Origin of the sequence: Kaistella antarctica (genome assembly GCF_900109615.1) — a bacterium.
In the GTDB taxonomy this organism is placed as follows: Bacteria; Bacteroidota; Bacteroidia; order Flavobacteriales; family Weeksellaceae; genus Kaistella; species Kaistella antarctica.
Genome location: NZ_FOIX01000001.1, coordinates 803176 through 829463, shown reverse-complemented (window position 1 = coordinate 829463; position 26288 = coordinate 803176). Strand labels below are relative to the sequence as shown.

Genomic DNA, 26288 nt, shown 5'->3' with positions numbered 1-26288 from the left:
TACTTTTGTGGTTGAAAAATTTTAATATAATTTTTCGTCATGTCCTAAAGTTTTCCTATTTTAATTTTGAAAATATTTAAAAATCAACTTCATGAAATTAATTGGTCCTTTCAAACAAATTGTAACGCTTCGCAACCTTCCTTTGCGTGGAAAACTTTCAGATGATCAACTCGAAATCATGACTGATGGGGGACTTTTAATTAAAGAGGGCAAAATCGAAAAAGTAGATTCTTTTCAAAATTTAAAAGAACAATTCCCTAATGTTGAAATCGAAAAAATTGAAGGAGTGCAGATTTGTTTGCCGGCTTTTGTAGATTCTCACACGCATATTTGTTTTGGTGGAAATCGCGCTAACGATTTTGCCATGCGAAATGCGGGAAAAACCTATTTAGAAATCGCAGAAACTGGTGGTGGAATTTGGAGTTCCGTGCAACATACGAGATCAGCAAATGAAGAAGAATTATTAAAAACGACTTTAGAAAGAATCAACTTCCTGATTTCATTAGGAATAACTACCATTGAAATAAAATCAGGTTACGGTTTAGATGCAGAAAATGAATTAAAAATGTTGCGTGTGATTAAAAAAGCACAGACTTTTACCAAAGCCACTTTAGTTCCGACTTGTCTTGCCGCCCATTTGAAACCAAGAGATTTCGAAGGAAGTTCGCAGGAGTATTTACAATTTATTTTAGATGAAATTTTACCCAAAGTAAAGGAAGAAAATCTCGCAAAAAGAGTTGATATCTTTATTGAAAAATCGGCATTTTTACCTGAAGAAAGCAAAGAATTTTTATTAAAAGCCAAAGAATTAGGTTTTGAAATAACGGTTCACGCTGATCAATTTACATCTGGAAGTTCCAGAATCGCAGTTGAAGTTGGAGCAAAATCAGCCGATCATTTAGAAGCAACCATTGATGAAGACATCGAATTTCTAGCACAATCAGAAACGGTTGCCACTGCGCTTCCAGGAGCAAGTTTAGGTTTGGGCGAAAAATTTACGCCTGCCCGAAAAATTCTAGACGCTGGTGGAATTTTAGCCATCGCCTCCGATTGGAATCCAGGTTCTGCACCGATGGGAAATTTGATTGCACAAGCTAGTATTTTAGCGACTTTCGAAAAATTATCAACGGCTGAAGTTCTAGCAGGAATTACGTTCCGCTCCGCATTTGCTTTGAGTTTAGAAGATCGTGGAACTTTAGACAAAGGAAAGAAAGCAGATTTCGTCACCTTTAAAACTGATAATTTCCAAAACGTGCTTTACCATCAGGGTAGTCTTAAAGCAGAAGCGGTTTATATTGACGGAGAAAAAACAGCGTGATGAAAATATATTTACTCATTTTTTCGGTCGTTTTAGGCTGCAGTAATCCGGATAAAAAATCTGAGAGCAAGCAGCCGACTTTTTTTCAAAAAGATTGTGGGTGTGTTGATGACTTCAAAACTGGCATCGCTCTTAATGAAACAAAAATGGTTTTAGTAAAAAATTTCGTGATTAGGAAACAAAATGGTCAAGAATATATAGAAGGAAATTGCGCGGAAGCAATCAGGATGTACATCGTTAATGAAGAGGGTCACGAGATTGAAGAGGAAGAAGTGTCGTGCATCTCTAAAAATAAGGTAGCAATTAAATTATCCGATTCTACTCAGTACAGTTTTTACGTGACCGAATCAGAACCTATTACTGGTGCAAATGCAAAGAATTATTTATTAACTGTTTTGAAAAATGATCCAAAAGCAATTTTAAATATTGAATTTACTCCAGAAGAAAAAATAGCGCTTCTTGTTACAAAAGCCTATTTTCCTGAATAAAAATTGGTAAATGAATATTAAATTTTAAATGAAGTCAAAAATCTTTATCTTTAAACCATAAAATTTACAGCAATGAGCAACTTAGATATGTGGGAAGTTTTTATTCAGACAAAACCAGGACTTTCCCATAAACACGCAGGAACCGTGCAAGCGGCTACAGCGGAAATGGCGTTACAAAGCGCGCGTGACGTTTATACCAGAAGGATGGAAGGAACTTCGATTTGGGTCGTTCCAAGTAAATATTTAGTAACTTCTGAAGGAATTGATAAAGAAGCCTTTTTCGATCCGGCAGATGATAAACTCTATCGCCACCCGACTTTTTACGAAATCCCGAATGATGTGAAAAACATGTAAAATAGACGGATAGATAATAGACTAATAGATGATAGACTCTTGCTTTAGTGACTGGTGATCATAATTTAGAAAATTCACTATTCATTTTTAAAATTGACTATTCACTATCTTGACTCTTTTAACTTTTTACTTGGCTCTTAAAACAAACTAGATGAATCCACTTTTTAATTATACTTTAAAATTAGCCGACGATACTTTGATTTTGGGTCAACGACTGGGCGAATTGTGCGGACAAGGTCCTTATCTGGAAGAAGATATCGCTTTGACAAATATTGCTTTAGACTATCTCGGACAATCGAACAATTTTTATAAATACGCCGCTCAAATTCAGGATCTGGGAAAAACGGAAGACGATCTAGCATTTCTTCGTTTGGAAAAAGAATACTTGAATTGTCAATTGGCAGAACTTCCGAACGGTGATTATGCTCAGACAATTCTAAAGGTTTATTTCTTTTCGGTATATCAGAAAATCCTTTACGAAGAATTGATGAAAAGCAGCGACGAGCAACTTGCAGCCATTGCCGAAAAATCTTTGAAGGAAGTAAAATACCATTACACGCACGCTTCAACCTGGATTAAAATGTTTGCGGGCGGAACGGAAGAAAGTAAAACCCGCGTACAAAACGCCGTGGAAAATCTTTGGGAATATACAGGCGGAATGTTTGCAGAAACCATTGGTGAAGAAGATTTAGCAAAATTAGAAGTCGTTCCAAACGGAAAAGAAATTCATGAACTTTGGACTAAAACGGTTACAGAAGATTTCCAAAATTTTGGAATAGAAATTCCAGAAAGCGACTTTATGCAAAAAGGTTCCAGAACAGGTTATCACACTGAATATTTCGGCTTCATTTTATGTGAATTGCAGTTTATGCAAAAGACCTATCCTAATTGCGCTTGGTAAATCTAGTTGATAGTTGATAGTTGATAGTTGATAGTTGATAGTTGATAGTTGCAAAATTATTGATTTTCAGTTAGTGAACTTTTCAGGAGCATCCTTTTCACTTTAATGATCACAAAACGTTTGTGACTTTTGTGGTTAAATAAAATATAAATTCCGTGGTTAAAATAGAACAAGACTTATTCGAAATTCTTTCCCAGATTCCTGATCCCGAAATTCCCGTAATCAATATCGTGGAACTCGGCATTGTTCGGGAAGCAAAAACGGTTTACGATAATGAGATAGAAATCGTTATCACGCCCACCTATTCGGCTTGTCCGGCCATGTTTAATATTGAAGAAGACATTATTAAACTCTTTAAAGAAAAAGGAATTACCGCCAAAGTAATCACCAAGATCTCACCTATTTGGACAACCGATTGGATTACCGATGAAGCCCGAGAAAAACTTCGCGTTTACGGAATTACGCCACCAGAAAAAGGTTCGCACGAAGACCATATAAATGTCCCAAAAAAATGTCCAAGATGCGGGTCTGAAAACACCAAACAAATCAGCCGTTTCGGGTCTACGCTTTGCAAAGCCAGTTATCAATGCAACGATTGTCTGGAACCATTTGATTATTTTAAATGTCATTAAGGCGATGTGTTGATTTGATAATATGCTAATTTGATGATTAGAAAAGCATTATTCAAAGCATTATTTTAAATATAATTAAAACTTTATCTTTGTTAGAATCCGATTAATTAGCTGAAAAATTCAGTCACATCAACACATTACCAAATCAACGCATTAATATGTACACCCAACTTCAAATAGAATCTCACCTGGATGGGAAATTGCTCATCGCTTATATTAATGACGAGAAAACTTTTAACAGTTTAAATAAAACGACACTTTCCGAACTTCGGACTTTTGTTCATGATGGAAGTCGGGATGAAAATGTTCGTTGTCTGGCGATTTCAGGTCGTGGCAAAGCATTTTGTTCTGGACAGAATTTGAAAGATGCCATGTCTTTCAGCGATCCTGATGAAGAAAGAGTCATTCAGCGAATTGTAATTGATTATTATAATCCTTTGGTTAAAGAAATTGCAAATGCTAGAAAACCAGTTATTTCTCTAGTCAATGGTCCTGCAGTTGGCGCTGGTGCAATGTTAGCGTTAATTTGTGATTTTACTTTAGCAACTGAATCTTCTTATTTTTCTCAGGCGTTTGTTAATATCGGATTGATTCCTGACACTGGCGGAACGTATTGGTTGCCAAAACTTTTAGGCAGACAACAAGCGAATTATCTAGCTTTTACGGGAAAAAAATTATCCGCTACAGAAGCGAAAAACCTCGGATTAATTGCAGATGTTTTTCCAGATGAAAATTTCATGGAAAATGCAATGGAAGTGCTGACGCAAATTTCTAATTTACCAACGAAAGCCATTTCTTTAACTAAGAAAGCCTTCAATGAATCTTACGACAACACTTTAAGCCAACAATTGGATGTAGAAGGAATATTGCAACAAACCGCTGCGGAATCCGAAGATTTCATGGAAGGAGTTTCAGCATTTTTAGAAAAAAGAATACCGGAATATAAAGGCAAGTAATTCGAAGATTTGATGATGTGTTGATTTGACGATTCTGTCCTAAACCTTTCGATAAATCATCACATTAACATATCAATACATTATGAAAAAACCTTATGCGCTCCTATTTATTTTATTCATCAATTTCACTTTTGCACAAACGAAACAGTTTATTTACGACTATATTTCTATACCCGATTCTACGCAAAAAAAGAATTCTCATTCTGAAATAATGGTTCTAAATATTGATAAAGAGAAATCTGAATATTTCAGCTATAGAAAATTTGTTTCAGATTCTACTATAAATTCAGAGATTAAAGATGGTTCGTATTATCTTAAACCACCTGGGCCACCGCAAAAGAAAAGTGAGCTACCACTCGCGGATCGAGTTAATAAAACTTCTAATTCAGATCAAATCGAATTTATTACCCAAGTTTCTGAATCCAATTATTTAGTAACTCAATCTATAGATTTAAATTGGAAACTTCATCCAGAATATATTACGGTATTAAATTATAAAGCCCAAAAAGCAACTACAGACTTTGGTGGTAGAAAATGGATCGCCTGGTTCGCAAAAGATATTCCTTTTCAAGATGGACCGTATAAATTTAAAGGTTTGCCCGGTTTAATCGTAAAAATAGAAGACGAAACTAAGAGTCACCTGTTTGAATTAAAAGGAATTAGGAATTTAAATTACGATTTTATTTACCCTGATAATTCATTCGACAATAAAATTAAGTTATCAAATAAAAAATTTATAAAAACATTCAAAGAAAATCGGAAATATCCTGCTATTGCTATGAAGTTGAGATATCCTAAAGCAGAAGATGCAGAAATGATTAAAGAAATAGAAAAATATTTACTTGAGGAAATAAAAAAAGACAATAACATCATTGAAATCGATCTAATTAAATAATGAAAAACGTAGGCATAATAGGTTCTGGAACCATGGGAATTGGGATTGCACAAGTTGCTGCAACTTCTGGTTGTGAGGTTTTTTTATATGATCAAAATTCAGCACAGACTGAAAAATCATTAGCTAGTCTTAAAAAGATTTTAAATCGCTTAGTCGAAAAAGAAAAAATATCTTCACAAAAAAGTGAAGATATTTTTAATAAAATAAAACCTTGTACAGAACTTCAGGATTTTAAGGATTGCGATTTGGTGATTGAAGCCATTATTGAAAATAAAGAAATCAAGACTAAAGTTTTTCAACAATTAGAAAATATTGTTTCTGATGAATGTATTATTTCGAGTAATACTTCTTCGATTTCCATTACTTCTCTGTCTTCAGAATTAAAGAATCCGAAACGTTTTATTGGAATTCATTTTTTCAATCCGGCTCCTTTGATGCCTTTGGTGGAAGTGATTCCTGGTTTATTAACCGAGAAAACCTTGGCATTCGAGATTACGGCTTTAATGGAAAGTTGGGGAAAAGTTCCCGTGATTGCGAAAGATGTTCCAGGATTTATTGTAAACCGAATTGCGCGTCCGTTTTATGGTGAAGCTTTAAGAATTGCTGAAGAAAATATTGCAACTCCGGAACAGATCGATGACGCGATGCGGACTTTAGGGAATTTTAAAATGGGTCCGTTTGAACTGATGGATTTAATTGGAATCGATATTAATTTCTCAGTCACGAAAACCGTTTACGCTGATTATTTTTTCGACCCGAAATACAAACCGAGTTTGCTTCAACAAAGAATGAGCGAGGCCAAATTACACGGCAGAAAAACCGGAAAAGGATTTTACGATTACTCCGAAAACGCTCAACAACCAGCGCCAGAAAAAGACGAAGAATTGTATCAGGAAATCTTCATGCGGATTTTATCAATGTTGATTAATGAAGCCGTAGAAGCCAAACGACTTGGTATTGCGAACGATGAAGCCATAGAATTGGCTATGCAAAAAGGCGTGAATTATCCTAAAGGATTATTGCAGTGGGGATTTGATATTGGGTTTGAAAAAGTTTCGGAGACTTTGCAAAAATTGTACGAGGAATATCAGGAAGAGAGATACAGACAAAGTCCACTGCTTCGGAGAATGTAACAATTTTACAAGCTATTTATAATATTATATTTGTGAAATTAGTGAGCAATCTTTTATCGCACAGATTCCACAGATTTCCACAGAAGAAATTTAATTATAACACAATTACAAATCGCCAATTACATGGATCAAAAAAACAACCTTTCTGAATTATCAGATGAGAAATTACTTAAGAGAAGAGATCTATTGAAAGGAGTTTTAATTGGAATGTACGCAATCTGTATCCTGATGATCGTATTGTTGGTCTATATTTTCTTTTATAAAAGCTACAGCGAAGTTTCGATTGCCACATTTATTCCGGCTATGATGTTACCGGTCATTACATTGCCGCTGCTTTTTCAAGTAAACACTTTAAACAAAGAAGTTAAATCCAGAAATTTGAAATAAGTTTTAATAATTACATCATCAAATCAACACATCAGCACATCAAACTATGACTCCACACGAACTCGCTCAATACATGCTCGACCAAGATGCTTTCTCTCAATGGATGGGAATTCAACTCATCGAAGTTCGGGAGAAATATTGCCTGATTGAAATGCCCATTAAAAAAGAAATGATCAACGGATTGCGAACAGTTCACGGCGGCGTTACTTTTTCTCTGGCAGATTCGGCGTTGGCTTTTTCGAGTAACAATACCAATGAAGCATCTGTGGCTTTACATTGTTCGATGAATTTTACGAAAGCGGTGAGATTGGGAGATACTTTAACGGCAGAAAGTGTTCTTATTTCTGACACCCGTAAAACTGGAGTTTACGATATTTCAATTACGAATCAGCATAAAATTTTGGTGGCAACTTTTAGAGGAACGGTTTATAAAATTGAGAAGAAGGTGACGGATTTATAGATGTTTTTGGGCAGACAATTCCGCCTTCCACTCCCGCTTTTTTTATTATTGGCTTAGTTTCGGCAGGCTCAACCACCACGACAAGCTCAGCCAAAAATAAAAAAGAGCTCCGTTCAAGTCGGGCTGCAGATTAGTTCCCAAAACAAAAAGAGAATTAATAATAAAAAGCGAGCAAAAATCAAACTTCAAAAACTATTTTGAAGTTTTTTTTATTTTGATGTAATATAATTCGCAAATTAGTTGTCTTACTTATAGAAACAAAACTATGACCCACGAAAACTTTAAAAATACGGTATTCTGTCTCAAGGATGAGATGTATCGTTTTGCGAAAAGATTCGTGATCAGTAGTGACGAAGCGGAAGATGTTGTACAGGATTTGATGCTGAAATTCTGGCAGAAAAAAGAGGAACTCGCAGATTTCGGAAACTTGAAATCGTATGCGATGAAGTCGGTGAAAAATGAATGTCTGAATCGATTGAAGCACGAAGACGTGAAAATTGGATTTGCTGATTTTCAAAAACATAGAAGCGAAATTCATGAAGTAGAATCTAATAATATGAAGGAACACATTATTGGGTTTATTAATGAACTTCCGGAGAAACAGAAAGCCGTGATCCATTTGAAAGATGTAGAAGATTTTGATGTTGCTGAAATTTCTGAAATTCTGGAAATGGAGCAAAACGCTGTAAGAGTTAATCTAATGCGGGCCAGACAAAAAGTGAAAGAACAAATCCTGAAACTGATGGATTTCGAAAATAGAATGATTGAAAGTTTATAACAATTATGACCATGGAAAAAGATCAAGCACAAGATAAATACAGGGAAATCACCCAAGACCTCAAAGAAGAGAAAATGAACTGGGATTTTGAAGATTTCCTGGAGAAGACCAAACAGGAAGAAAAAATAATTCCTCTAACTCCAAGACCAAAAGGCGGTACTTTTCCGAAAACCTTCTGGATGGCGGCAAGTGTGATTTTGCTGCTCTCCGTTGGAATTTTCTTTAATTACGAAAACGAAAATACGATTTCTGAAAATGATCAGTTGGTTCAAAATGAAATTTTAAAAGCGAAAGATAATTTTCAGAATGAAGCAAATCTAGCCATTAATCCAATTTCTGATACGATCAAAGTGAAAGCTGAACCTAAAGTTTCTGACTCCACGTCCAGCGTAGACCAAAAAGAAATTGATATTATCGAACAGATTATTCCAAAAAGGGGCCGCATCAATCGAAATGCCCGCCAACGCTACGCGGAATTTTCTCTTCCTAAAAAAAATAAAGAAGAAATTCAGACTTCAGAATACGAATCCAATTACGTAATTATCAACGGCCAGAAAATAGAAAATGAGCAGGAAGCGATCGACTTGACGAAGTACTCCTTCCGAATCCTGTCTGAAAATGTATCGAAAACGGTGGCTCAAACCGATGTCCTCAATTCCTTTAACAATGATTACTAAAATCTAAACTCATGAAAAAAATACTTTTAATATTCGCCCTACTCTTCTCGTATTTTGCCCAAGTAAATGCGCAGAAAGATAAACTGGATCAACTTTTTGAAAAGTACCAAGAAACCGAAGGAGTAACTTCCATCAAAATTGCAAAACCAATGTTCAATATGCTGAATAAGTTAAATATTGCTGATGAGGAACTTGCTCAGATTAAACCTTTGTTGAGTAAAATCAACGGCTTGAAAATTCTGATTATCGAGAAATCAGATAATGAAAAACAACTGCCTCAATTTCAAAAGCTACAAGCTGATATTTCCAGCTCTATCAAAAGCATGAAATATGAAGAACTAATTACGGTTCACAGCAAAGACAATAAAATTAAATTCTTGTCTTCGGATGCGACGAATGGAATTTTAGATAATCTTTTATTGAGCATTAATGCTGAGGGAAATACTTTGCTGATGATGCTCGACGGAAAAATATCGATGGATGATGTGAATAACCTCATCAATGAAGCCGAGAAGTCGGCCACGAAGAGTTCGGTCACCACAGAAAACATTAACTCTAATGGAGTTACCCAAGTTCGAAATGTGGGGAAATTTACAGGAGTTTCAGTCTCGAGTGGAATCAAAGTTAATTTCACTCAGGGAAATAACCAGTCAGTTGTCGTAGAAACCGATCCTAATTTGCAGGAATATGTTTCGACAGAGATCGAAAATGGCATTCTGGTAATTTCTATTAAAAATAAAGCGAACAGAAAATTGACTTTTAAAAAATTATTGGTAACGATTGAAGGCCCACAACTTTCTTTGGTGACTTTAAGTTCTGGCTCTTTATTCACGACTTTAAATACGATTATTGAAAATGATTTTCAAGCCAGCATTACATCAGGCGCAAATTTGAATGCCGATTTGAATATTCGAAATAAAACAAGTGTGAGCATCAATTCTGGCTCTTCAATGAGAATGGATGTGAAAACCAAGAATTTTAATTTGACGGGAACCAGTGGTTCATCATCAACTGTAGTCGGTAATGCGGAGAATACGACATTCAGCCTTTCTAGTGCGGCGACTTGTAATGCGCAAGATTTAGTTTCGAAAAACGGAACTGCCAGTGCCTCTTCAGGCGCAAATCTTAAAATGAATACGACTGAAAATCTAACCGCATCCGCAAGTTCAGGCGCCTACATTCGCTACAAAGGAGATCCGAGAAATGTGGTTCAATCAGGAAAATCGTCAAGTGGCGGAAGCGTTAAACCTTTAAACTAAGATGATGAAAAAGATATTTATTTTACTTGCATTTGCACTGTTTACTTTTTCACTGCAATCCTGTATCGTTTCTCAGAAACCCAACATGAGCTTTTTTGATAATCCTTCTTATGATTATGGAGATGCTCAATTTACAAGTATTAACGTTCCGATGTTTCTGGCAAAACCTATTGTGAAAAGATCATTGCGAGACGAGGGTGAAAGCGAAGAACTCATCAACCTCATCACAAAAGTTTCTGATGTAAAAGTAATGACCATCGAAAATGGAAATGCAGCAATGGTCGCTGACTTTGCGAAATATTTAAAGAAAGATGATTTTGAAGAATGGATAACCGTGAAAAAGGAAAAGGAAACCATCAACTTTCAGGCGAAACAAAAAGGAGAAATCATTAAAAGACTGATGATCACTATCGCTTCGGGCAGCGAATTAGTTTTGGTGGATGTTTCGGGTAAATTTACGGCTGATGATATTTCAAGGCTCATTAATTATTCAGAGAAAAATGATCTACGTAAGAAAATTAGCAATTGATCTAAATACTTTAACGTCAATAAAATTCAACCTTACCTTAAAGTTTTGTCATTAAAAAGCATAAACTTTTATTTTAAATTAAAATAACTTAATTTTGCACAGAAAGTAAAAGATGTCTATCCACACCAAAATCGTAGAAACTGCCATCACTTTCGATGACGTACTTCTTATTCCTTCTTATTCAGAAGTATTACCTAATCAGGTTTCCCTAAAATCACGACTTTCCGATAAAATAACGTTGAATGTTCCCATTGTTTCCGCAGCGATGGATACAGTAACCGAAGCCGAAATGTCAATTGCTTTGGCAAGAGTTGGCGGTATTGGTTTCATTCACAAAAATATGACGATTGAAGAGCAGGCAACTCAAGTATATAAAGTGAAACGCTCTGAAAACGGAATGATTTCCGATCCAGTAACTTTAACGAAAGACCATACTTTAAAATACGCCAAAGATTTAATGGCTGATTATAAAATTTCTGGTTTACCCGTAGTTGATGATACCAACACTTTAATTGGAATCATTACGAATCGTGATGTAAAATACCAGGAAAACCTCGAAGCGAAAGTTGAAGAGTTAATGACCAAGGATAAACTGATCACGTCTGATAAAGCAACTACACTGGAAGAAGCCAAACAAATTTTATTGAAAAACCGAGTTGAAAAGCTTCCTATCGTTGACAAAGATTTTAAATTGGTGGGTTTAATTACCATCAAAGACATTGATAATCAAATGGAATATCCCAATGCCAATAAAGACAGCAAAGGAAAATTAATTGTTGGCGCCGGAGTTGGTGTGGGCGAAGATACCATAGAAAGAGTGACGGCTTTAGTCGAAGCGGGTGTAGATATCATCGCCGTAGATTCTGCGCACGGACATTCGAAAGGAGTTTTAGATAAAGTAGCTGAAATTCGCAGAAATTTTCCTGATCTTGATATCGTTGGTGGAAATATTGTGACGGCAGAAGCAGCGAAAGATTTAATTGAAGCCGGCGCAAATATTCTTAAAGTTGGCGTTGGTCCAGGTTCTATTTGTACGACAAGAGTTGTGGCTGGAGTTGGCGTGCCTCAGCTTTCTGCAATTTATAATGTTGCGGAATATGCGAAAACAAAAAATGTAGCTGTAATTGCCGATGGCGGAATTAAACTTTCGGGAGATATCGTGAAAGCGTTGGCTTCTGGCGCAAGTGCGGTAATGCTCGGTTCTCTTTTAGCTGGAACTGATGAATCGCCAGGTGAAGAGATTATTTTCCAGGGAAGAACATTTAAAGCTTATCAAGGAATGGGTTCACTTTCAGCCATGAGACGTGGTGGAAAAGAAAGATATTTTCAAAGTGAAGCCAAGAAATTCGTTCCAGAAGGAATCGAAGGTCGCGTTCCTCACAAAGGTAAATTGGAAGATGTTGTTTTTCAACTGACCGGCGGAATCAGAGCTGGCATGGGATATTGCGGAACAAAAGATATCGACACTTTGCAGAAAGACGGAAAAATGGTGATGATCACTGGAAGTGGTTTGAAAGAATCTCATCCGCATGATGTGATTATTACGCAAGAAGCTCCGAATTATTCGGTGTAACCTCACTTAAAATATTAAAAATGCCAAAGAATTTTCTTTGGCATTTTTTTTAAACTTTTTAATAATCATTATATTTACTTTTTAAAAATATTATGAAAAGATTCCTTCTCCTTTTTTCTTTTTTGCTTTTGATGAGCTGTGAAGTCATGCCACCTACCAATACAATTTATCGCAGACTTCCGCCCAACACTGGAGGAACTTCCCTCAATGAAAATAAAGAATTTGCCACTTTAATAGAAAATGATCAGATTAATAAAAAAAGAGTCAATGCAGAAGTGTTAACCTATTTACTCAATGATTCAGACTCCAGAGAAAAACATACGGCAGCCGTTATTGAAAACACCTCACGCTGCGATATCATCTTAAGGTTAGTCAGACTTTCTAATGATAAAATTTACAACTTGCCGATTCGCAGAAATTCCAAAAATCAATTTGTGATTGAGAAAGGGAAATATACCCTTAAGTCAAACATTTGTGGAGCAAATTATTATTCTCAAAAAGAAATAATCGAACCACTGATTTTAAAACTTTCTAACAATTAATTTTTAAATTCCTAAAAGTTTTACGTAAATTATCAGCTTCAGTTGAACAAAATGTCTCGATTAAGTAGGTATTTTTTTTATATTCTGACAAAACTCATATTTAAAAATTTTAGAATATCATCTAATTCGGATAAATTTGTCCCATTAAAACAGCAAAAAAAATCATTCAATGAAAAGACTTATATTATGTTTCGCAGTAGCCCTATTTACGCTACAATCATGCAAACAAACTGCTACCGAAAACTCGGGCGCCAGTACAGAAAACAATGCCGACATTAAAATAAGTGGCGAGCCAGAAAATCAAGCCATCGTAAATCCTCCCATGGTTCCCGCTGCAATTGGTGATCGCGCTGCCAAAAAAGTGATCGTTCGTTTAGAAGCTACCGAAGAAGTAGGTGAACTTGCAGATGGCGTAACGTATAAATTCTGGACTTTCAACAGTACCGTTCCAGGAACTTTTATCAGAATCAGAGTTGGTGATGAGGTAGAATTGCATGTAACCAACAGAAGTGACAGTGTGATGCCGCATAACATCGACCTTCACGCCGTGAACGGTCCAGGTGGTGGCGCGGAAGCAACTAATGTGGCGCCAGGAAAAGAAGCTATCTTCAATTTCAAAGCACTTAATCCAGGACTGTTTGTTTACCACTGTGCTGCAGCGCCGGTTCCTTTGCATATTGCGAACGGAATGTATGGTTTAATTTTAGTGGAACCTGCAGGTGGACTGCCAAAGGTTGACCGTGAATATTACATCATGCAAGGTGAATTTTACACCAAAGGAAAAACCGATGAAAAAGGACTTCAGGAATTTGACCAAGACAAAGGTGTTGACGAAAGACCAACTTATGTAGTCTTCAACGGTAAGAAAAATGCTTTAATGGGGAAAAATGCCTTAGAAGCAAAAGTAGGTGAAACCGTAAGATTGTTCGTCGGAAATGGTGGACCCAACTTAATTTCTTCTTTCCACGTGATTGGTGAAATCTTCGACAGAGTTTATGTAGAAGGCGGAACGACCATTAACCACAACGTACAAACTACCATTATTCCTGCAGGTGGCGCGGCCATAGTAGAATTTAAAGTAGAAGAGCCAGGCGATTATATCTTAGTTGACCACTCTATTTTCAGAGCCTTTAATAAAGGAGCTATTGGAATATTAAAAGTAACGGGAGAGAAAAATCCGAAAATTTATAACAAAGTAAAATAATTAATTATCATTCATTATAATAAAGAAACCGCCATGGTCAAGTTTTTTAAATTGTTATTGTTCATCGGTGGTTTCTTATTTCTATTCGTATCCTGTGAAAAAGCAAATACGCTGACTTCTGCAGAAACATCTTCTAACCAAATTGAAAAGGAAGTTACTATAACTCCAGACGTTAAAATGGTTTTAATTAAAGGCGGCGACTATCAACCTTTCTATGGTGAAGACAGTACGTTGGTTACAGTTCAGGATTTTCTGCTAGATGAAAGACCAGTGACCAATGCAGATTTTCTCGATTTTGTCAAGAAAAATCCCAAATGGAAACGCAGCAAGATCCAAGCAATTTTTGCAGATGACACTTATCTGAAAGATTGGCAAGATGATGAAACCCTTCCTAAAAATGCAGATCCCAACGCAGCCGTAACTTATGTTTCCTGGTTTGCAGCAAAAGCCTACGCAAAAAGCGCCGGCAAAAGATTACCGACTTTGGATGAATGGGAATATGTAGCCATGGCTGATGAAGAAAGCGCAAATGCCAGAGAAAAGCCGACTTACTCGTCTCATCTGATCAATCTGTACAATGAAAAGGACCGTCAGAAAAATAAAGTCAAAGTTTCTGCACCCAATTTTTGGGGAATTTATAATATGTTTGATTTAGTGTGGGAATGGACGGATGATTATAATTCAATCATGTCAACCAGCGATTCTCGAACAGCTGAGTTTGACGACAAAGGTTTATTCTGCGCCTCCGCTGCAACAAGTACGACCGATGTTTTAAATTATGCCTCGTTTATGAGATACGCTTTTCGATCTAGTTTAAAAGCTGATTACACGGTTGGGAATCTCGGTTTTCGATGTGCGAAAGATCCTTCAAATACTACAAAATGAAAAATTTAATTCTGGTTTTATTTTCTGCGATTTTATTTTTATCTTGCTCCCAGAAGCAGGAAGAGAAAAGTGTTGCTCAAGAAAAAACGACAGGATCGATATTTGTCCTCGATTCAAAATGGCAAAATCAAGATGGTCAAGAACTTCAGTTAAAGGATTTGAAAGGAAAAAATCTGGTTGTCGTCATGATATTCACCAGTTGCAAAACCGCTTGTCCGATTTTAGTAGCTGATATGCGAAAAATTGCCTCGAAGATTGAACCAAAAAAATTGAAGGAAACAACGATGCTTTTAATTTCAATTGATCCCGAAAATGATACGCCCGAAGTTCTAAAATCATATGCAAAAGAACAGAAAATGGAAGGAGAACCTTGGATGTTTCTTCGAAGCGATAAAGAATCTGTACGAGAATTAGCCAATGTGCTCGCGGTGAAATATAAAAAGATTTCTCCCATTGTTTTTTCTCATTCAAATATCATTACCGTCTTTAATAAAAATGGGGAAATGGTCAATCAAGTAGAAGGAACCGTGAAATCGGAAGATGTTGCTCAAACAATAAATAGCCTGAATTAAAATAACACTAAATCAGCTATGGAATGCCTGCTTAAGAAATTTTGCAGGTGTTTTTTTTATTTAAAATCGTCAGGCTAACTACCTAACTTATTTTTGAAATTATTGATTCGATGATCGGTTAAAGCATTCCCTTTTTCAATTTTTTCCTTGGAATACAATTTAAAATCATTCTCCGTTTTTTCTAGTAGGTAATCATATGGCCCAACAGAAGATATCAATTTTATCAAAACTGGCGCGATCTCTAAGGTGATAAAAAGTCCCATAATAAAGGCGGCGGCAAGTCCAATAATGGCGGAATTTTTTCCAAGTTCATCTAAGGCCTGTAGTCTTGCGGCGAAACCATTAAACTGATCTTCGAAAGTTTCAGTTTTGTCTCTTTCTTTTTCAATGTTGGTATATACCTTTGAAACTTCTTTGTCTAAATATTCTAATCGGGGCGCAATCTGCTTTTGATAATTTTCAATATTCAGTCGACGTTGTTCTTTCAGCTCTGCTTTTCTTTTTGCATTGGTTCCGTAACCTACTTTTCCACTGGTTAAGCCGCTTTCTTTGCCAAGAATTTCTTTTTCTAACTCCACCGACGCAGAATCATATGATTTTTGATAGGCTGCAATTTTCGTTTGAATATCTTTTTTCTCGGTCTCAAAAGGCCCAGATTGTTGCAGAATCCTTCCGTTCATCTCCGCTTGAAGTTGGGTTTTATTCCGTTGAATAATCGTATTTAATTGCTTGTTGACTTCCTTTTCAAAGATTTTTAATTCCAAAGGTTTAGAAATAATAATTCCTAAAAACGCTGCTAAAATTAATCTCGGGATCGACATCAATAACTGGTTCCACCACGTTCCGGTTTTCTTGATTGAAGAAACAATATATCGGTCTAAATTAAAAATCATTAAGCCCCATAAAACAGCGAATCCAACTGAAATCCAAATATCATCAAAAACAGTGAACATGGCATAACCCGCAGATAATGTTGCAAAAACTGCCGTGAATAAAACGATTCCGCCAATACCCGCAAATTTATTCCATTCGCTGGGCGTCTTTCTTAAAATGTGAATATTCCCACCGGAACAAACCATCAGGAATTTCTGAAACCAATTCATGGAATGGTTGACTTGACTTAAAGAATTTATTTTTTGAGTATTCATCTGTCGTAATTTAAATGGTCTCTAATTCGTCTTAGAAAACGTTACAATGTTACAGATAGTATTAGGCTTAACCAAGTAAATCTTTTGTGAAGTTTTTGTAAATTAATTTTACAAATAAAAGTGTTGAAAATTAGGAAGTTACGTTACTTTAATCGCTCAGGATTTTGTTTCAAAAAACTATCCCAGCCTGTGTACGATTTGTCCACAGACAAGTTTCCAGAGTTAAAATGATGGCAGACCGCTACCGCTAAACCGTCGGAAGCATCAAGATATTTAGTCGGAAATTCTTTAAGATTTAAAAGTGATTTCAACATACCAGCAACCTGTTCTTTGCTAGCATTTCCATTCCCAGTGATGGCCATTTTAATTTTCTTGGGAGAATATTCAGTGATGGGAACGTTTCGATGTAAAGACGCTGCCATAGCAACTCCTTGGGCACGACCTAACTTCAACATCGACTGGACATTTTTTCCAAAGAAAGGCGCTTCGAGCGCAACCTCATCCGGATGATATTCGTCGATAAGTGATAATGTTCGTTCGAAAATATATTTCAACTTCGTTTCGTGATTCGGATATTTTTTAAGAATAAGCTCATGCATGGCAATTAATTCCATTTTACTTCCTTTCACCGAAATCAATCCGAAACCCATTATGGCGGTTCCGGGATCAATGCCTAAAATTATTTTTTCTGCTTGCACTCTACAAAAGTAAAATCTTTAGGCCAAACTAACGAATGTTCCCCGACATTTTACAACATACTATAGATGTTCTTCTTGGAAACTTCCGGTCCGAGAAAATTAATTCACTTTCTTTAAATTAAAAGAACAAAGTTTATATTACGTTTTTGCAGCAGAATAAATAATTTAAATGAAAATTTAACAAACATTTATAATTTAACCTAATTATAAATCAATGAATGTTAGTAAATTTGGTATTACCCTAAATTATTAAAGATGAAAAAACTTTTATTATGTTTAAGTTTGATGGTCGGATTATCGATATCCACTTCAACTTTTGCACAAAAGACTGATGCACCGAAATACCTCGGAAACGTGGAAGGTGTGAAAGAATACTCCCTAAACAATGGGATGAAAGTGCTGTTAATTCCTGATGGTTCTCAAAGCAATATGGTGGTCAATATTGTTTATAATGTCGGTTCGAAAGATGAAGGTTATGGTGAAAAAGGAATGGCGCATTTGCTCGAACACATGCTTTTTAAAAGCACCAAAAATCTAGGCGACATTAAAAAACAATTGTCCGATAAAGGAGGTGCTGCCAATGGCACCACTTATTACGACAGAACCAACTATTATGAAATTTTTCCATCGAATGATGAAAATTTAAAATGGGCGATTCAGATGGAAGCTGACCGAATGATTAACGCTACCATTTTGCAGAGTGATTTAGACAAAGAGTTTTCAGTGGTCAGGAATGAATTTGAAATTGGCGAAAATAATCCCAGCGGAGTTTTAATGGAAAAAGTATTTTCAACGGCATACATGTGGCATAATTACGGCAATTCAACAATTGGAAGCAAGGAAGATATCGAACGTGTAAAAGCGCCTACTTTAAGAAAATTTTATGAAAAATATTACCAACCCGATAATGCCACTTTAATTATCGCCGGAAAATTTGATGAAGCTAATGCCCTTAAACATATTGCTGAAAACTTTTCTGTCTTGCCAAAACCGACTCGGCAACTGGGCGGAACTTATACGGTAGAGCCCGCACAAGACGGTGAAAAAACGGTAGAGCTGAATCGTTCGGGAGAAAGCAAATTAGTTGCTGCTGCTTATCATACCTCGGCTTATGCAGATAAAGATTACGCAGCTCTAGCAGCCTTAGGTGAAATCTTAACCGCAGATCCTTCCGGCTATTTATATAAAAGTTTAGTCGAAACGCAAAAGGTTTCCAGCATTTGGGTTTATGCACCTGAGGTAAGAGACGCCGGTTTGATGTATTTCAATTTCGATGTTCCTAAAGATAAAAATTTGGAAGTAACTAAAAATCTAGTAAGAACCGAACTTGACAAAATAGGAAGCATTAAATACAATGCAGAGGATTTAGGAAGAGCAAAATCGAAACTTTTAAAACAAATCGCAGACAATAAAAACAATACTGTCAGTTTTGCAATTTCTCTTACTGAAATTATTGGCGCGGGAGATTATAAACTTGCGTTCCTGTATCGCGATAATGTGGAAAACCTTTCTGTGGCAGATATTCAAAGAGTAGCCGAAAAATATTTTAAAAGCAACAATAGAACTCTCGGTGTTTTTGTTCCATCAGCTAATGAAACAAGAGTACAACCTGCAGAATTTAGACCTGAACAAATTGCTGCATTAACGGGCAATTACAAAGGAAAAGCTTTAGAAAAAGACGTCGCTCCTTTTGAAGCAACAATCGCTAATCTTAAAAAAAATGTTACCGAAGGTGTTCTTTCGAATGGAATGAAATATGGCTTGATTAATAAAGAAGTAAAAGGTGACAAGATTATAGCAACTTTTAAAATGCTTTTAGGAAATGAAAAAGATCTGGCTGGTAAAAATGAAATTGGGAAGTTAACGGCCGTCCTTTTAAAGTCGGGTACGAAAACGAAAACAAAAGAACAGATTCAGGATCGACTCGACCAATTAAAATCTTCGATTAACACTAGATTATATGGGCAAAATTTTATAATCTCAGTTAATACTTATAAAAATAATTACGCTGAGGTAATGGATATTCTGAAAGATATGGTGACTAATTCCACATTTCCTCAGAACGAGATAACTAAAACAATCACTGAGCAAAACACTAATCTGGAAGGTCAATTAAAAGATCCAGAAGCAATTGCGCAGAATGAATTGCAGCGATTATCTTCTCCTTATCCAAAGGAAAGTGTTTTCTATACCGCTTCTTTGCAAGAACAGATAGATAACAGTAAAAAAGTAACGCGCGACCAGATTGTCAATTATTACCAAAATATTTTAGGAACCAATAATGGTTTGGGTACAGTTCTCGGCAATATTGAGGCTAAAAATGTGGTAGCTTCTTTAGAAAATACCTTCGGAAAATGGAATGCTCAATCGAAATATGCAGAAGTAAAACCAACGTATTTTGAAACTAAGAAATTAGATAAAAACTTCTTAACTCCAGACAAAGAAAATGCAATAGCATTAGGAACAGAGAGTTTTAAAATGAATCAGAAAAGTCCAGATTATCCAGCCTTTGTCCTTGCAAATGAAATTTTAGGAAGTGGCGGTTTCTTAAGTGCAAGATTACCCATGAGATTACGGGAGAAAGAAGGAATCAGTTATGGAGTGGGTTCGTTTATTAACATTCCAGTTTCCAATGATGTGGCGTCTTGGGGATATTACGCGTTACTAAATCCAACTAAACGTAATGCTGTCGAAAGTGCCATCAAAGAAGAAGTAAGCAAAGCACTAAAAGATGGTTTCACAGCAGATGAATTGCTAACCAACAAAAAAAGTTACGCCAATATTCAGAAAACAATGTTGGGAATGGATAATACCTTAATTAACCTCGTGAACAAAAAATTACAATACGGTATTTCTTTAGATGAATACGATACTTTAAACTCTAAGATCGCTGATCTTAAGTTGGACGAAGTGAATAGCGCTCTTCGCAAATATTTAACTTTAGACAAAGTAACTTCGGTTTATGCGGGAGATTTTAATAAAAAATAAGAAATATTTTATATAACTAATCCGACTCAGAAATGGGTCGGATTTTTTATTTTGTTTAACATCTGCTTAGAATGATCTTTTAATAACTCTAAAGAACAATAAGAAATTAAGATTTAATTCTAATTTTTTTGAGCTGCGAAAATTTCACCATACGGTTGTTTTCTTCATCCCATAGCGTATAAAAGGCATACTTCAAACTTCCCCAAAACGTAATTTCAGAAACATGTTTCTGGAAAACAGGATTCTCCTTACTACATTTATGAAGTTTATAAAACGGGATTTTTGGCGCTAAATGATGAAGGTGATGATAACCGATATTTCCTGTAAAGTAATTTAAGATTGCGGGTAACTTGTAATAAGAGCTTCCTTTTATCGCGGCCAAAACATATTCCCAGTCTTTTTTCCAGGCTTTGTAATTCGGGTTATGCTGATGTTGCATATAGAAAAACCAAATGGCTGTAAAAACAAAAGTTAATAAAATCGGAACATAAATGAAGGCTAACTTTTTGAAACCGTACGCCAGATCAAAATTGGGCAAACACAAAATCAATCCGACCACCGCAAAAAATAGCACCAAATAAACATTCGTAAGAAGCAGCATTTTTCTTTCCTTGTCCCATCCTTTCAAAGTGATAAAAGGGATACGGTTGTGAATGAAAATATAATACGCTGGTCCAATAATAAACATCACAGGAAACGAACGATAGATCCGATATTTAAATTTCGCAGACTTAGAGAGCGCTTCATATTCTTTCACCGTTAAAAGATTTACATCTCCAATAGTCCGAGTATCGAGTTGTCCTTGATGTGCATGGTGATGATTATGTGATCTTGCCCAGTACTTATAGGGAATGCAGGTGAGGAAACTTGTAATAAACCCAGTTCTGTCGTTTTTTTTACGATCTGGAAAGAAAGCTTGATGGCCGCAATCATGTTGGATAATAAATACGCGAGTCAAGAAAAGTCCGCCAATGATTGAGATAACTAAAGTAGCTAGACGTGAATAATCGTAGACGATTGCTGCAGCAACGAACACCCCAATAAATGGTAAAATGGTATTAAAAATTTGTTTCCAGGCGAGCTTTGATTCTGGCGAAGCATAAGGTTTGATAATACTTTTCCAGTCTTTCAGATCGTTAATTATAATTTCTTCGTGTTCTTTGGTCATATTTTAAATTAAGACGCAAAGATATTCATTTAGAGGAATTATGCTATAAATAATAATTATTTATGACAGAAAATTCTAATAGAAAAAATTAATCTTTTTTTTATAAAAATATGCTAAATTTGACTATTGCAATTTTAACTAACTGACTATGAGACTTTATTCCTTTTTTCAACTATTGATAACTTTGGCATTCCTACTAAGTTGCGGTTCAAAAAATTCTGTTGCTTCAGATAGCACCCCAATTTCAGCCGTGACTAAAACCGAAAACAGTATCGTCTATTTATTTTTTGAGATTGAAAAAAGTGAGAAGGGCTCAGAAAAAGTGAAATTGACAGGCACTAAAATCAGTGAGGGATTTATTAAAAATGCTTCCATCGAAAATAAAGCTTCAGTTTCTGGGAATCTTCTGATTTCTTTTCTTAACAAAAGTGGTGAAGTTCTCGAAGAAAGAATAATTGAAGATCCGTTGAATCCCATTCTAGAAGTTTATGCAGAAGAAGGTTTGAGTAAAAACAAACTCAATTTGAACAAAGCAGAATTTAGCGTTCGATTTAATCAGAAAGGAGAAATCTCCAATGTGAGAGTCGAAAAAATTACCGATAAATCTAAAAACACATTAATAACCTTAAAACTTTAAACATGAAAAAAATTCTACTTCTTTTAATGATAAGCCAATTGTGCTTTTCACAAGTTTTTGAAACCGTTCCAATCTTAGAAAATGGACCAAGAGACAAAAGAATCAATATGGTTATTTTGGGCGACGGATTTACTGCTGGGCAACAAGCAGATTTCGTAGCAGATGCTAGTAATTTAGTAGATTACTTATTTAATAAATCACCTTTTAACCAGTATAAAAATTATTTTAATGTTTATGCGGTTAAAGTGATCTCCGCCGAATCAGGCGTAAAGCATCCCGGAACTGCGACAGATGTTACAGAGCCGGTTTTTGCGGTAAGCAATCCTAATAACTTTTTAGGAACTACCTTCGACGTCGGTGTCCATCGCTGCGTTTATTCGAATACCACCAATGTCGTATCAAGTGTTTTGGCAAGCAACGTACCTGACTTCGATATCGCTTTTGTTTTAGGTAATTCCCCTGAATATGGTGGTTGCGGTGGAACGTACGCCTTTGTGTCAAATCATCCTTCAGCATCTGAAATTGTGGTGCATGAGCTAGGACATTCTTTTGGAAAGTTAGCCGATGAATACTGGTTTTCTGGGACTGGAGAATCTCCAAATAAGACGAAGAACAATAATGCCGCAACGAACAAATGGAAGAACTGGATTGGTATTAATAACGTCGGTATTTTTCCGTACACCGAAAGCCCAACTTGGTTCCGACCTCATCAAAATTGCGAAATGCGTTTTTTGGATCGTGAATTTTGTTCTGTTTGCAAACAACAGTTGGTAGAGCGCGTTCATACTTTGCAAAACCCCATTGATTCTTTTACCCCAACCAATTCTTCTGCGATCAATCTTACCGGACCAATCACTTTCTCTGTTAATGAAATCCTGCCCGTTCCAAATACGCTGGCAAATACTTGGTCTGTGAATGGAACTGCTATCAGCGAAACTTCTAATGTTGCAACCTTGTCTCCAAGCGATTTCATCAATGGAGTGAATACCGTTCTCTTTACGGTCGTTGACAAAAACACTTTATTAAAAGTTGATAATCATGAGAATCTACACGTTTCTACCATTAGTTGGAGCGTGACTAAAACGCTCGCCGTTGTTGATATAAATGCTTCGCAGAGAAATTTCCAAGTATATCCAAATCCTGCAAAGTCACAAATTTTTATTAAGGATGAAACTAAAAACTTGAAGAATATCACCGTAGAAATTTACGATGCCTCAGGTAGAAACTTAAAAAGCCCACGCGTTCAAAATTTATCTGCTAACGAAGTTTCGGTAAATGTCGAAGGTTTACTACCACAGTCATATATCATTAAAGTCTATGAAAATAAAACTTTGATCCTGACTCAAAAAATTATTAAAGAATAGATCATAAAATTTTTATAGCAATCCGATTCAGAAGTGAGTCGGATTTTTCTTAGCTAAAATATTCACGCTCATTCCGGCAAAGGCGCTTCTATCATGTCTTTCCGCAAATCAATGACCGTATTTTGAATCACATCGGTAATTTGTTTCACTTCTTTATGAGGATTGAAAATCGCATTTTTTCCTTTTACTTCATCAGCGATATTCGATAAAATTATTGCGGAGGTTTGACTCTCAGGGTAATAAATTAAAAGCGACGGCGCCCCTTTCACATAACCAGTATGGAAGTAAGCAAGCGGTTTTCCAACATTGGTCATCAAACCTAAACCGTAACCCATTTTACCTAAAATCTGATGATTTCGATTAGAAGATTTTTCCATCAACTTATTTAAAGATTCAGGCTTTAAAATGACTCCTCCATAAAGCGCCGTATTCCAGCGATGCAAATCATTAACCGTCGACAGAATTCCGCCAGCAGGTACGCTAATGGATTTGTTGGCAAGCCTTTTCGGCATATTTTCCACTTCATGATAACTTTTAGCATCACCTGTAAAAGCGCTGGCCAACCTACTTCCTTGAAACGAATTAGCGGTAGAAGAATTTTGCATCCCAGCTTTCGAAAAGAGTTCTTTCACATTTTCATCATAAGATTTTCCGGATACCTTTTCGATGATTTCTCCCAGCAGCCGATATCCTTTATTGGAATAATGAAATTCCTTTCCAGGTTCTGACAATAAGCCGTCTCCATAATCACTAATTCCTGACGTGTGATTCAATAATTCTTTAATAGAAATATTTTTAAACTGATTGGTTTGAAAAGTATTTAAGTATTTTGAAACTTGATCTTCTGTAGTTAATTTTCCTGAATCTTCCTGCAGCAAAATCAAAACGGCGGTAAACTGTTTACTCACCGAAGCGATTGCAAATACTGAACTGCTGTCTAGTTTTTTCTTTTGTTTAAAATCTTCAAAGCCACTATCTTTTTGGTAAAGTATTTCATCATTTTTAAGAACAGCTACGGAACCATTAAATTGATATTTTGAAAAAACCGAATCGATTTGTTGCGTCAATAATTTTTTTTGAAATTGATTGATAGTAGAATCTATTAAGGCATTTCGAGTAGAAGTTTGGTCAACAATTTTTTCTGCTTCAGATTTGCAGGAAAATGTGGTCGCTAAAATTAAGAAGAAGAAAAGAGATTTAAAATTCATAAGTAAAGGCTTTTTGTCAAATATAAAGAATGAAAAATAAACGACCCGCTTTAAAACCAGATACGCTAGAAACAAAAAAAAGATCTCTCAAAACTTGAGAAATCCTTAATTGACTGCTTGATAACAAATTATAAGGCCGCTGCTCCAGCTTCTGCTACGGCGTGGTCATTTTCCACAGCGTTTCCACTTACGCCAATTGCACCAATAATTTCCCCATCGGAATTTTTCACTAAAACTCCGCCTGGGAAAGTGATTAATCCACCGTTAGAATGTTCGATGTTATAAAGCGATTCGCCGGGTTGAGAAAGTTTTCCGATTTCACCAGAATTCATATCGAAGAATCTGGCTGTTTTTGCTTTCTTGATGGAAATGTCTAACGAGCCCAACCAAGCGCCATCCATTCGGGCGAAGGCAACTAGATTGGCGCCAGCATCTACAACAGCAATGTTCATTTTGCAATCGATTGATACTGCTTTTTCTTTTGCTGCTGAAATTAATTGTTCAGCTTGTGATAAGGTAATATTCATTTGATTTAGGTTTTATTGATTTAATATTTTTTATAAAATTTCAAAAAAAAACCATCAAAACCTTAGAAGCATTGATGGTTTTAGTTATTAATTATTGCTTTTGTCTACGTGACTTACTTATCACAGGTGCAACCTTTGCAAGTGCAATTGATACAAGTACATTTTTTACAGTCACCCGATTTGCAGCTCTCGCAGTTGCAGGTACAATTATTATTTTCCATAATTTTCTATTTAATTAAAAGATTAGGAAATAAAGATAAAAAATGATTTTAAGAAAATCGTGGTAATTATTTGATTTAACGTATTTTAACATCATTCAAAAAATCCCTAAAAAAAACCGTGTCAAGGTTTTAAACCTTGACACGGTTGGTAAATCATTAAATAGAATAGTCTACAAACTCCCAAATTCCTTTTCTGCATTCACAAATTTACCTTCTGCAATAGTTCGGGTTTGATCTTCTTTCATACCAAAATATTGGTGATTAACTTTTGCTTCTAATGTTCCACTCATCCTTTTTCCATCAAAAGAAGTAAATGTAATTTTGCCAGATGGCGTTCCATAAAATTCATTCGACGTTCCCCAATGCGATGCGCAAGGCCCACTACAAGTTTCAGAGTACTTAATTTCATAATGAAGATTAGCAAAATCACTGGAATGCTGATAAATATATTCTTTACCTACTTGAATATTTTCGTCATAAATAATATAATCGAAATAAAATCCCTCATCGGCTCCATAAACACTTAATTGATAAAAAGATCCATTCCGATCATCCTTGCCTTTTTTCCATTTTACATAATGTGAATTGCCATTATTTTTAACTGACTTTTGGACCCCTTCGATTTTAGCTGTAAAAGAACCACTTGAGTTGGTTTCCTTAGTAGGTTCATCATCTCTGCCTCCACATGAAGTCAGAAGAATAAAACTTAAGAATAAAAGAATGTTTTTCATATTTCGATTTATCAAAAACCGTGTCAAGGTTTAAAACCTTGACACGGTTGGTAAC

General features: G+C 35.7%; 27 protein-coding genes and 1 pseudogene. 22 read left to right on the top strand and 6 right to left on the bottom strand.

Annotated features, from left to right (window positions below; all coding sequences use genetic code 11):
* Positions 1-91: 91 nt before the first annotated feature.
* From hutI to BMX49_RS03895, 19 genes and pseudogenes are all read left to right on the top strand, one after another.
* The gene (hutI, locus tag BMX49_RS03985; protein ID WP_034718811.1) at positions 92-1318 is read left to right on the top strand and encodes an imidazolonepropionase; all 1227 of its coding nucleotides are present in this window, start codon (positions 92-94) and stop codon (positions 1316-1318) included.
* Positions 1318-1806: a hypothetical protein gene (locus BMX49_RS03980; protein WP_034718810.1), complete on the top strand. Its 489-nt coding sequence runs from the start codon at positions 1318-1320 to the stop codon at positions 1804-1806. Before hutI ends, BMX49_RS03980 begins: the two co-directional genes overlap by 1 nt.
* Positions 1807-1878: 72 nt before the next feature.
* A complete protein-coding gene (paaB, locus tag BMX49_RS03975) occupies positions 1879-2160 on the top strand; it encodes a 1,2-phenylacetyl-CoA epoxidase subunit PaaB (RefSeq protein WP_034718808.1) in 282 nt (93 codons plus the stop codon).
* Between the two features lie 151 nt (positions 2161-2311).
* Complete coding sequence (paaC, locus tag BMX49_RS03970; protein ID WP_034718807.1) at positions 2312-3061, top strand: 1,2-phenylacetyl-CoA epoxidase subunit PaaC; 750 nt, start codon at positions 2312-2314, stop codon at positions 3059-3061.
* A 164-nt stretch (positions 3062-3225) separates the two neighbouring features.
* On the top strand, positions 3226-3693 hold the full coding sequence (paaD, locus tag BMX49_RS03965) for a 1,2-phenylacetyl-CoA epoxidase subunit PaaD (RefSeq protein WP_034721156.1): 468 nt from the start codon (positions 3226-3228) through the stop codon (positions 3691-3693).
* A 158-nt stretch (positions 3694-3851) separates the two neighbouring features.
* On the top strand, positions 3852-4649 hold the full coding sequence (locus BMX49_RS03960) for an enoyl-CoA hydratase-related protein (RefSeq protein ID WP_034718805.1): 798 nt from the start codon (positions 3852-3854) through the stop codon (positions 4647-4649).
* 82 nt (positions 4650-4731) lie between these two features.
* Entirely contained in the window at positions 4732-5544 is an 813-nt protein-coding gene (locus tag BMX49_RS03955) for a GLPGLI family protein (protein WP_034718803.1), read from the top strand.
* Complete coding sequence (locus BMX49_RS03950; RefSeq protein ID WP_034718801.1) at positions 5544-6677, top strand: 3-hydroxyacyl-CoA dehydrogenase NAD-binding domain-containing protein; 1134 nt, start codon at positions 5544-5546, stop codon at positions 6675-6677. Before BMX49_RS03955 ends, BMX49_RS03950 begins: the two co-directional genes overlap by 1 nt.
* Positions 6678-6800: 123 nt before the next feature.
* A complete protein-coding gene (locus BMX49_RS03945) occupies positions 6801-7064 on the top strand; it encodes a hypothetical protein (protein WP_034718799.1) in 264 nt (87 codons plus the stop codon).
* Between the two features lie 46 nt (positions 7065-7110).
* The gene (locus BMX49_RS03940) at positions 7111-7524 is read left to right on the top strand and encodes a PaaI family thioesterase (RefSeq protein WP_034718797.1); all 414 of its coding nucleotides are present in this window, start codon (positions 7111-7113) and stop codon (positions 7522-7524) included.
* 265 nt (positions 7525-7789) lie between these two features.
* Positions 7790-8302 (top strand): GFO_1088 family ECF-type sigma factor, encoded by a 513-nt coding sequence (locus tag BMX49_RS03935; RefSeq protein WP_034718795.1) that lies wholly within the window; start codon positions 7790-7792, stop codon positions 8300-8302.
* Positions 8303-8313: 11 nt separating this feature from the next.
* On the top strand, positions 8314-8979 hold the full coding sequence (locus BMX49_RS03930; RefSeq protein ID WP_034721154.1) for a hypothetical protein: 666 nt from the start codon (positions 8314-8316) through the stop codon (positions 8977-8979).
* 11 nt (positions 8980-8990) lie between these two features.
* The gene (locus BMX49_RS03925) at positions 8991-10238 is read left to right on the top strand and encodes a DUF4252 domain-containing protein (protein WP_051803679.1); all 1248 of its coding nucleotides are present in this window, start codon (positions 8991-8993) and stop codon (positions 10236-10238) included.
* Between the two features lie 4 nt (positions 10239-10242).
* Complete coding sequence (locus BMX49_RS03920) at positions 10243-10767, top strand: DUF4252 domain-containing protein (RefSeq protein ID WP_034721151.1); 525 nt, start codon at positions 10243-10245, stop codon at positions 10765-10767.
* Positions 10768-10879: 112 nt separating this feature from the next.
* Complete coding sequence (guaB, locus tag BMX49_RS03915; RefSeq protein WP_034718793.1) at positions 10880-12340, top strand: IMP dehydrogenase; 1461 nt, start codon at positions 10880-10882, stop codon at positions 12338-12340.
* Positions 12341-12432: 92 nt separating this feature from the next.
* Positions 12433-12882 (top strand): DUF6759 domain-containing protein, encoded by a 450-nt coding sequence (locus BMX49_RS03910; protein WP_034718792.1) that lies wholly within the window; start codon positions 12433-12435, stop codon positions 12880-12882.
* A 169-nt stretch (positions 12883-13051) separates the two neighbouring features.
* Positions 13052-14083: pseudogene (gene nirK, locus BMX49_RS03905) on the top strand (copper-containing nitrite reductase); the annotation flags it as partial.
* Between the two features lie 36 nt (positions 14084-14119).
* Complete coding sequence (locus BMX49_RS03900) at positions 14120-14971, top strand: formylglycine-generating enzyme family protein (RefSeq protein ID WP_034718789.1); 852 nt, start codon at positions 14120-14122, stop codon at positions 14969-14971.
* Positions 14968-15543, top strand: a complete 576-nt coding sequence (locus BMX49_RS03895; protein ID WP_034718787.1) for an SCO family protein — start codon at positions 14968-14970, stop codon at positions 15541-15543. Before BMX49_RS03900 ends, BMX49_RS03895 begins: the two co-directional genes overlap by 4 nt.
* Before the next feature lie 74 nt (positions 15544-15617).
* Here the strand turns inward: BMX49_RS03895 and BMX49_RS03890 are convergent, their stop codons facing one another.
* Together BMX49_RS03890 and ruvC are read right to left on the bottom strand one after the other, a co-directional pair.
* Positions 15618-16691: a DUF4407 domain-containing protein gene (locus BMX49_RS03890; protein WP_034718785.1), complete on the bottom strand. Its 1074-nt coding sequence runs from the start codon at positions 16689-16691 to the stop codon at positions 15618-15620.
* A 143-nt stretch (positions 16692-16834) separates the two neighbouring features.
* Positions 16835-17389, bottom strand: coding sequence for a crossover junction endodeoxyribonuclease RuvC (gene ruvC, locus BMX49_RS03885; protein ID WP_034718783.1), 555 nt, complete (start codon positions 17387-17389; stop codon positions 16835-16837).
* 255 nt (positions 17390-17644) lie between these two features.
* On the opposite strand from ruvC, the gene BMX49_RS03880 reads away from it, so the two are divergent.
* Positions 17645-20377 carry a M16 family metallopeptidase gene (locus BMX49_RS03880; protein ID WP_034718781.1) on the top strand — a complete coding sequence of 911 codons (2733 nt, stop codon included), beginning with the start codon at positions 17645-17647 and terminating at the stop codon, positions 20375-20377.
* A 106-nt stretch (positions 20378-20483) separates the two neighbouring features.
* Here the strand turns inward: BMX49_RS03880 and BMX49_RS03875 are convergent, their stop codons facing one another.
* Positions 20484-21545, bottom strand: a complete 1062-nt coding sequence (locus tag BMX49_RS03875) for a fatty acid desaturase (protein ID WP_034718779.1) — start codon at positions 21543-21545, stop codon at positions 20484-20486.
* Positions 21546-21729: 184 nt separating this feature from the next.
* Here BMX49_RS03875 and BMX49_RS03870 point away from each other — a divergent pair, with 184 nt between their 5' ends.
* The gene (locus BMX49_RS03870) at positions 21730-22182 is read left to right on the top strand and encodes a hypothetical protein (RefSeq protein WP_126337188.1); all 453 of its coding nucleotides are present in this window, start codon (positions 21730-21732) and stop codon (positions 22180-22182) included.
* 2 nt (positions 22183-22184) lie between these two features.
* On the top strand, positions 22185-23546 hold the full coding sequence (locus BMX49_RS03865) for a peptidase M64 domain-containing protein (protein WP_034718775.1): 1362 nt from the start codon (positions 22185-22187) through the stop codon (positions 23544-23546).
* A gap of 68 nt (positions 23547-23614) precedes the next feature.
* Here the strand turns inward: BMX49_RS03865 and BMX49_RS03860 are convergent, their stop codons facing one another.
* From BMX49_RS03860 to BMX49_RS03850, 3 genes are all read right to left on the bottom strand, one after another.
* Complete coding sequence (locus BMX49_RS03860) at positions 23615-24754, bottom strand: serine hydrolase domain-containing protein (RefSeq protein WP_034718773.1); 1140 nt, start codon at positions 24752-24754, stop codon at positions 23615-23617.
* Positions 24755-24882: 128 nt separating this feature from the next.
* Positions 24883-25281 carry a GlcG/HbpS family heme-binding protein gene (locus tag BMX49_RS03855; protein ID WP_034718772.1) on the bottom strand — a complete coding sequence of 133 codons (399 nt, stop codon included), beginning with the start codon at positions 25279-25281 and terminating at the stop codon, positions 24883-24885.
* A gap of 391 nt (positions 25282-25672) precedes the next feature.
* A complete protein-coding gene (locus BMX49_RS03850) occupies positions 25673-26233 on the bottom strand; it encodes a hypothetical protein (RefSeq protein WP_034718770.1) in 561 nt (186 codons plus the stop codon).
* Positions 26234-26288 lie beyond the last annotated feature (55 nt).